General features: G+C 73.8%; 7 protein-coding genes. 4 read left to right on the forward strand and 3 right to left on the reverse strand.

Annotation, left to right across the window (positions count from 1 at the left end; translation table 11 throughout):
• Nucleotides 1-64: 64 nt before the first annotated feature.
• The gene (locus tag ABZ641_RS20075; RefSeq protein WP_043174276.1) at nt 65-1,432 is read right to left on the reverse strand and encodes an NAD(P)/FAD-dependent oxidoreductase; all 1,368 of its coding nucleotides are present in this window, start codon (nt 1,430-1,432) and stop codon (nt 65-67) included.
• A 127-nt stretch (nt 1,433-1,559) separates the two neighbouring features.
• Between ABZ641_RS20075 and ABZ641_RS20080 the strand changes: the two genes are divergently transcribed.
• The 4 genes from ABZ641_RS20080 (at nt 1,560) to purB (ending at nt 4,730) form a co-directional block, all read left to right on the forward strand.
• The gene (locus ABZ641_RS20080) at nt 1,560-2,315 is read left to right on the forward strand and encodes a HipA family kinase (RefSeq protein WP_359983513.1); all 756 of its coding nucleotides are present in this window, start codon (nt 1,560-1,562) and stop codon (nt 2,313-2,315) included.
• A complete protein-coding gene (locus tag ABZ641_RS20085; protein WP_344624301.1) occupies nt 2,315-2,704 on the forward strand; it encodes a DUF3037 domain-containing protein in 390 nt (129 codons plus the stop codon). The genes ABZ641_RS20080 and ABZ641_RS20085 overlap by 1 nt, the downstream gene beginning before the upstream one ends.
• A 98-nt stretch (nt 2,705-2,802) precedes the next feature.
• Nucleotides 2,803-3,243 (forward strand): MarR family transcriptional regulator, encoded by a 441-nt coding sequence (locus ABZ641_RS20090; RefSeq protein ID WP_344624300.1) that lies wholly within the window; start codon nt 2,803-2,805, stop codon nt 3,241-3,243.
• 47 nt (nt 3,244-3,290) lie between these two features.
• Nucleotides 3,291-4,730, forward strand: a complete 1,440-nt coding sequence (gene purB / locus ABZ641_RS20095; protein ID WP_344624299.1) for an adenylosuccinate lyase — start codon at nt 3,291-3,293, stop codon at nt 4,728-4,730.
• 259 nt (nt 4,731-4,989) lie between these two features.
• On the opposite strand, the gene ABZ641_RS20100 is transcribed toward purB, so the two are convergent.
• Together ABZ641_RS20100 and ABZ641_RS20105 are read right to left on the reverse strand one after the other, a co-directional pair.
• Nucleotides 4,990-6,486 carry an MFS transporter gene (locus ABZ641_RS20100; protein WP_344624298.1) on the reverse strand — a complete coding sequence of 499 codons (1,497 nt, stop codon included), beginning with the start codon at nt 6,484-6,486 and terminating at the stop codon, nt 4,990-4,992.
• 142 nt (nt 6,487-6,628) lie between these two features.
• On the reverse strand, nt 6,629-7,537 hold the full coding sequence (locus tag ABZ641_RS20105; RefSeq protein ID WP_344624297.1) for a diiron oxygenase: 909 nt from the start codon (nt 7,535-7,537) through the stop codon (nt 6,629-6,631).
• Nucleotides 7,538-7,761: the final 224 nt, after the last annotated feature.

Genomic DNA, 7,761 nt, shown 5'->3' on the forward strand with positions numbered 1-7,761 from the left:
CAGGGCGGTAGCGCCGGCTCCGGTTCGACTGCCGGATTCACCCGACAGGCGTGCTGACCCTCCGTCAGGTGGCGGATCCCTTCGCGAGCAGCATCTGCGCGTGCTCACGGACCTGGTCCTTCGTCAGGTAGGCGTCGGTGTACTCGAAGTCCTGCAGCCGGGCGGGCTGCCGGGCGAGGAAGCCGGTGCGGACGAAGTCGTCGCCGGCGGTGGCGTTCAGCAGCCAGTTGGCGCCGACGCGGAACTTGCCGGAGTTGGTCCGCATCGCCATCAGGTGGTACCCGCGGGCGACCAACTGGGCCGGCACGCCGTGCAGTTCGACGCCCGCCGGCTTGGAGACGGCGTCCTTGCCACCGAGGTCGACGACCAGGCCGAGGTCCTTGTGGTAGTAGGGCTCCAGCGGCTGGTTGTGCATCGCGGCGACGACGTTGTCGGCGACCGCCTTGCCCTGCCGGGCCGCGTGCTGGGCGGTGGGCGGGCAGACCGCGCCGTCGCCCTTGGCGAGGTCCGGCACCGCGGCGGCGTCGCCGAGGGCGAACACCCCGTCGAACTGCGGGACCCGCATCTCCGCGGTCACCGCGATCCGGCCCCGCACGGTCTCCGCGTCCAGCGTGGCGATCAGCGGGCTGGCGACCACGCCCGCCGTCCAGATCAGGGTCCGGCAGGGCAGCAGCCGGCCGTCGGTGAACTTGACGTTCTCGGCGCCGACCTCGGCCACCGACACCCCGAGCGAGACCTCGATCCCGCGTCCGCGCAGGATCTCCAACGCCGTGGTGCCGAGCTTGTCGCCGAGCTCGGGCATCAGCTTCGGAGCGATGTCGATCAGGTGCCACTTGATCAGCCGCGGGTCCAGCCGCGGGTAGCGGCGGATCGCCGCCGTGGTCAGCCGCTGCAGGCAGGCCGCCGTCTCGGTGCCCGCGTAGCCGCCGCCGACCACCACGAACTGCAGCCGGGACTCCCGCTCGCGCTGGTCCAGCGTGGTCGAGGCGAGGTCCAGCTGCGCGATCACGTGGTCGCGCACGTACGCGGCCTCGGCCAGCGTCTTCATGCCGCGCGCGTAGTCCCGCAGCCCGGGGATGTCGAAGGTGCGGGTCACGCTGCCGGGGGCGAGCACCAGGTGGTCGTAGCGCTCGGCCACCACCTCGTCGGTGATCTTGCGGACCACGATCACCTTGGACCGCGGGTCCACCCCGATCGCGCCGCCCGGCACGATGTGGGTGCGCCGCAGCGTCCGGCGCAGCGAGACCGCCACCGACTGCGGGGTGAGCACCCCCGCCGCGACGTGCGGCAGCAGCGGCAGGTAGAGCTGGTAGCTGAACGGAGTGACCAGGGAGATCTCGGCCTCCGCCGGCGCCAGCTTGCGCTCCAGGCGGCGTGCACACTCCAGGCCGGCGAAGCCGCCGCCCACGATGACGATTCTGGGTCGCTCCATCGTCCATCCCTTACGTGCTCGTCCGTGCCGTGCCGGGACATCGTTTTCCCCCAAACTCGCACGGACGAACGGGGCCTGCCACCGCAGCACGGCACGGGGAGTAGCCGGGCGCCGATAGGCTGGCCGGATGCTCCCCGAGGTGACGGCGGTCCGGTACGTGACGCCACTGCGAGAAGGCGGCTCGATGCCCGGCCTGGTCGAGGCCGACGACCGGCGGCTGTACGTGCTGAAGTGGTGCGGCGCCGCGCAGGGCCGCAAGGCGCTGATCGCCGAGGTGCTCGCCGGGGAGCTCGGCCGCGGCCTCGGGCTGCCCGTGCCGGAGCTGGTGCTGCTCGACCTCGACCCGGTGCTCGCCCGCAGCGAGCCCGAGCACCAGATCCAGGACCAGATGCGGGCCAGCGGCGGCGCGAACCTCGGCATGGCCTTCGTCAGCGGCGCCCTCAACTTCGACCCGCTCTGCTTCGACGTCGACCCCGCGCTCGCCGGGCGGGTGCTCTGGTTCGACGCCTTCGTCGGCAACGTCGACCGGTCCTGGCGCAACCCCAACATGCTGATGGCCGCCGGCGGGCTGCGGCTGATCGACCACGGCGCCACCCTGATCTTCCATCACCACTGGGCCGGCTCCGCCGCCTGGGCGGGCCGCCGCTACGACGCGGCCGACCACGCCCTGCTGCCCGCGGCCCCCGACCTCAAGGCCGCCGACGCCGAACTCGCCCCGCTCGTCCCGGCGGCCCTGGAGACCGCGGTCGCCGCCGTCCCCGAGGTGTGGCTGGCCGACGAACCCGGCTTCGACACGCCCGACGCGGTCCGCGCCGCGTACCGCGACCTGCTGACGGCCCGGCTGGCGGGCCGCCGCGACTGGCTTCCGGAGGTGACCGGCTGATGGCCGAGCCGACGCGCGACGACTACGAGTACGCGGTGATCCGCGCCGTGCCCCGGGTGGAGCGCGGCGAGTTCATCAACGTCGGGGTACTCCTCTACTGCCGGCAGTCCGGCTACCTGGGCGCCCGGACCCACCTCGACCAGGGCCGGCTGCTCTCGCTCGACCCGGTCGCGGACGTCCACGCGCTGCGCCGCGCCCTGCACGGCGTGGAGGCCGTCTGCGCGGGCGGCGAGGCCGCCGGGCCCGCGGCCGGCGACAGCCCCGGGCAGCGGTTCCGCTGGCTGACCGCGCCGCGCAGCGCCGTCCTGCAGCCCGGTCCGGTGCACACCGGGCTCACCGGCGACCCGGAGGCCGAGCTGCGGCACCTCTTCGAGCAGTTGGTGCTCTGACGGGCCGTGCGGACGCGCGGTCGGTGTGCCGCGCGCCACGCAGTGCTTGCCGTGCTCGAATCTTGAGCCGCTGAAGAATACCGGCGTACGCTGACCGCATGGCCACGACAGCGTCCACCACCGCACCGTCCACCGCCGACCTGATGGAGTCGATGGCGGCCGTCGGTGCCGCCTACTTCCAGGACTTCGCCGCGGCGGCCGCCCGGCACGGGCTCAGCTCCTCGCAGGCCAAGGCGCTCAAGGCCGTCCAGGAGCCGGTGCCGATGCGCGCGCTGGCCGGCCGGCTCGGCTGCGACGCCTCCAACGTCACCGGCATCGTCGACCGGCTGGAGGCGCTCGGCCTCGCCCACCGCGAGGCCGCGGCCGGCGACCGCCGTGTCAAGATCGTCGGCATCACCGGTCAGGGCCGCGAGGTCCTCGACCTGATCCGCGCCGACATGGTCCGCACCCACGAGGCCTTCGCCAGCCTGGACGCCGAGCAGCGCACCGCCCTCCAGGAGCTGTGCCGCCAGGTGCTGCCGCTGCTCGCCGAGCGCTGAGCCGTACGCGCGGGCGGCGCGGACCGCGCGGACCTCGGCTGTTAGGCTTGCCCAGCGTGAGCGCGAAGCCCCAGATCCCCAATGTCCTGGCCAACCGGTACGCCTCGGCGACCCTGGCCCAGCTCTGGTCCCCCGAGCACAAGGTGGTCCTCGAGCGCCACCTGTGGCTCGCCGTCCTCAAGGCCCAGCAGGACCTCGGCATCGAGGTCCCGACCGGCGCCGTCGCCGACTACGAGCGCGTGATCGACCAGGTCGACCTCGAGTCGATCGCCGCCCGCGAGCGGATCACCCGGCACGACGTCAAGGCCCGCATCGAGGAGTTCAGCGACCTCGCCGGGCACGAGCAGATCCACAAGGGCATGACCTCGCGCGATCTCACCGAGAACGTCGAGCAGCTGCAGATCCGCCAGTCCCTGGAGCACGTCCGGGACCGCACCGTCGCCGTCCTCGTCCGCCTCGGCCGGCTCTCCGCCCAGTACGGCGAGCTCGTCATGGCCGGCCGTTCGCACAACGTCGCCGCCCAGGCGACCACCCTCGGCAAGCGCTTCGCGACCGTCGCCGACGAGCTGCTCGTCGCCTTCCGCCGCCTCGAGGAGCTCGTCGCCCGCTACCCGCTGCGCGGCATCAAGGGCCCGGTCGGCACCGCCCAGGACATGCTCGACCTGCTCGGCGGCGACGCCGACAAGCTCGCCGAGCTGGAGCGCCGGGTCGCCGGCCACCTCGGCTTCGACCACGTGCTCACCAGCGTCGGCCAGGTCTACCCGCGCTCGCTGGACTTCGAGGTCGTCTCCGCCCTCGTCCAGCTCGCCGCCGCCCCCTCCAGCCTCGCCAAGACCATCCGCCTGATGGCCGGCCACGAGCTGGTCACCGAGGGCTTCAAGGCCGGCCAGGTCGGCTCCTCGGCGATGCCGCACAAGATGAACACCCGCTCCTGCGAGCGCGTCAACGGCCTCGCCGTCATCCTGCGCGGCTACGCCTCCATGACCGCCGAGCTCGGCGGCGACCAGTGGAACGAGGGCGACGTCTCCTGCTCCGTCGTCCGCCGGGTCGCCCTGCCGGACGCCTTCTTCGCCTTCGACGGCCTGCTCGAGACCTTCCTGACCGTCCTCGACGAGTTCGGCGCCTTCCCCGCCGTCATCGAGGCCGAGCTCGACCGCTACCTCCCGTTCCTCGCCACCACCAAGGTGCTGATGGGCGCGGTGCGGGCCGGCGTCGGCCGGGAGACCGCGCACGAGGTCATCAAGGAGCACGCCGTCGCCTCCGCGCTCGCCATGCGCGAGGGCGCCCGCGAGAACGCGCTGCTCGGCCGGCTCGCCGAGGACGAGCGCATCCCGCTCGACCGGGCCGCCCTGGACGCGCTGCTCGCCGACCGGCTCTCCTTCACCGGCGCGGCCGGCGCCCAGGTCGCCGAGGTGGTCCGCCGGATCGAGGCCGTCGCGGACGCCTACCCGGAGGCCGCGAAGTACGCCCCGGGCGACATCCTGTAGCAGCGGCGCGGGGAACTGCAGCGGCTCACCCCAGGGGCGCTGGGACCTGCGGAGGGCACGACCAGGGGCGCGGGGAACTGCGCAGTCCGGGATCGGGCATCGTGACGGATTCGGGCCGGGCCCTGGTCCGTACGGTGAGCCGCATCCGGATCGCGCAGTTCCCCGCGCCCCTGTTTTTGCTTGCTCCTGACGTGCAGGGTGGCTCGCATCCGGGTTGCGCAGTTCCCCGCGCCCTTGGGGTGAGCGCCTTTGCGCGTGGTCATCCGGGGTCGGTGCGTTTGACGGGGTGGCCGGGGTCGATGGGCGGGGTGGTGGTGTCGCAGCGCCAGCCGCAGTTCGGCTCGGCGATCTCCCGTTCCGGCTCCAGGGCGTCGCTGCGCACGGTCGCCAGCGCCAGCAGCCCGCCCGCCGCGAGCAGTCCGGCGCAGATCATCATCGCCGTCTCGAAGGCGTCGTCCACCTCGGCCGGTACCCGGTAGGCGTTGCCGCTGAGGCCGGCCAGGGCGGGCAGTGCCGCGACCGCCAGCAGGCCCGCCGCCCGGGCCGCCGCGTTGTTGACGCCGCTGGCGATGCCGGCCCGCCGCACGTCCACCGCCGCGAGGACGGTCGCCGTCAGCGGCGCCACCAGCAGGGTCATCCCGCAGCCGAGCACCGTCACCGCGGGCAGCACGTCCGCCCAGTAGGAGGCGTCCGGGCCGATCCGCAGCATCAGCAGGACACCGGCCGCGCAGATGACCGGCCCGAGGAACAGCGGCAGCCGGGGGCCGACGGCCCGGCCCAGGCGGCCCGCGCGGCTGGAGAAGGCCAGCATCAGCACGGTGATCGGCACCAGCGCCACCCCGGCCGTCAGCGGGCTGAACCCGGACACCACCTGGAGCTGGACGGTCAGCAGCAGGAAGACGCCGCTGAAGGCGCCGTACACGCACAGGGTCACCAGGTTCACCGAGGTGAACAGCCGGGACGAGAACAGCTCCAGCGGCAGCATCGGCTCCTCGGCCCGCCGTTCCACCAGGACGAAGGCCACGCCGGACAGCACCCCCAGCAGACCGGCGACCGGCGCGAACGGGCTGCTCGTGTCGGTCAGCGCGTACGTCACCCCGGCGAGGGCGAGGGCGGCGAGCACCGCGCCCGGCACGTCGAACCGTCCCGAGCGGTCCGGGTCGCGGGTCTCCGGCACGTGGCGGCCGGCCACCGCGATCACCGCCACCGCGACCGGCACGTTGATCAGGAAGATCCACCGCCAGCCCGGGCCGTCGACCAGCCAGCCGCCCAGGAACGGTCCGACGGCGGCGGCGACGCCGCCCAGTCCGGACCAGGCGCCGACCGCCGCGCCCCGGTCGTCGGGGTGGAACACGGCCTGCAGCATGGCCAGCGAGCCGGGTGTCAGCAGTGCCCCGCCGATGCCCTGCAGCGCCCGTGCCGCGATCAGCACCTCGATGGTGGGTGCCGCCGCGCAGATCGCCGAGGCCGCCGCGAACCAGGCCACGCCGATCAGGAAGACCCGCCGCCGGCCGTACCGGTCGCCCAGCGAGCCGCCGAGCAGGATCAGTGCCGCCAGGGTCAGCAGGTAGGCGTTGACCGTCCACTGGAGGGCGGCCAGCGAGGCGTCGAGGTCCTCGCCGATCCGTGGCAGTGCCACGTTCACCACCGTGCCGTCCAGCATCGCCATGCCGGAGCCGAGGACCGTCGCCAGGAGCACCCAGCGCGCCCGCGGGGTGCCCATCCGGATCGCCTGTGCCGTCCGATCGCCGCTCATCCTTCGATCCTGCGCCGCACCCGGCCCCTTCTGCACCCCCCCACCGCCCGGGGGCCACCCGCCGTGCCCGCGGCGCCCCGCACCGCGACCGGCGGCACGGTGGCCGGCGACGCCGTGCTCTGACCCGGACGGGCGGCGGGGTTCAGTCGAGCAGGCCGGCGCGTCGCCAGTGCGGGGCCGTCCGGTGGTCGACGACGCCGAGGTCGGTGAAGAACGCGAGCGCCTTGCGGGCCCAGTCGACGCGGGCCAGCCGCCAGTGCTCGTTGGCCGCGGCGGCGCGTTCCGCCGCGCGGACGTCCAGGCCGGAGAGGGCGTACACCCGGGGGTGGACGAGCTCCGCGACGGCGAGCCGGGCCAGCACCAGCAGGCCGCGCCGGAAGACCGCGCGCCGGGCCGGGCCCATCCGCGCCCAGATCCGCTCCAGCTCGGGCTTGGCGTAGCCGATGTGCCGGGCCTCCTCGACGACGTGGATCCGTGCCACCGCCCGGGCCAGCGGCTGCAGCGACTCGTCGCGGACCATCTCCCGCTGCATCGCGTCGGTGAACTCCTCCACGAAGATCGCGCCGGCGAAGGTGATGGCGGTGTCGTTCAGCAGGAAGTGCAGCTTGCCGCGCCGGTGCGCCTTGGCCGAGGGCCGGGCCGACGGGTAGCCGGTGGCGGCGATGTACCGGGCGAACATGGTGGAGTGCCGGCACTCGTCGGCGACCTCGGTCAGCGCGTACTGCGCGTGCCGGGTGGTCAGGTCGCCCTCGTAGACGTGCCGGATCAGGCCCTCCATCAGCACCAGCTCGAACCAGATGCCGGCCGCGGTCGCGGAGGCCAGCTGGTGGACGCTGAGACGGGCCTGCTGCCGCGGCGTCAGGGTCTCCCACAGCGGGGTGCCGTAGAGGGTGACGCGGTGTTGCGGCAGGGCGAAGTGGTCCGGGTCGATCGGCGCGTCCCAGTCGATCTCGGTCAGCGGGTCGAAGGAGTGGCGGGCGGAGGCGCGCAGCAGCCGGGCGGCGTTCTGTTCGCGGTGGTCGGCGTGCGGGGCGGGGGCGGTGTCGCGCATCGGTCGGCTCCGGTGGGGTCGGGGGCGTTCGGGATCGGCTGCACCGACGGGAGCAGTGAACCAGTTAGACGGGCTGTCAACAAGGGGTCGCGCGCGGGTCGGCCCGGCTTCGGCGACACTGGCCCCATGGAGCCGGTCGCGGCCTTGGAACGCATCGCCTTCCTGCTGGAGCGCGAGGACGCCTCCCCGTACCGGGTGAAGGCCTTCCGCACCGCGGCCGAGGC

Source organism: Kitasatospora sp. NPDC007106 (assembly GCF_040634455.1).
Lineage (GTDB): Bacteria > Actinomycetota > Actinomycetes > Streptomycetales > Streptomycetaceae > Kitasatospora > Kitasatospora arboriphila.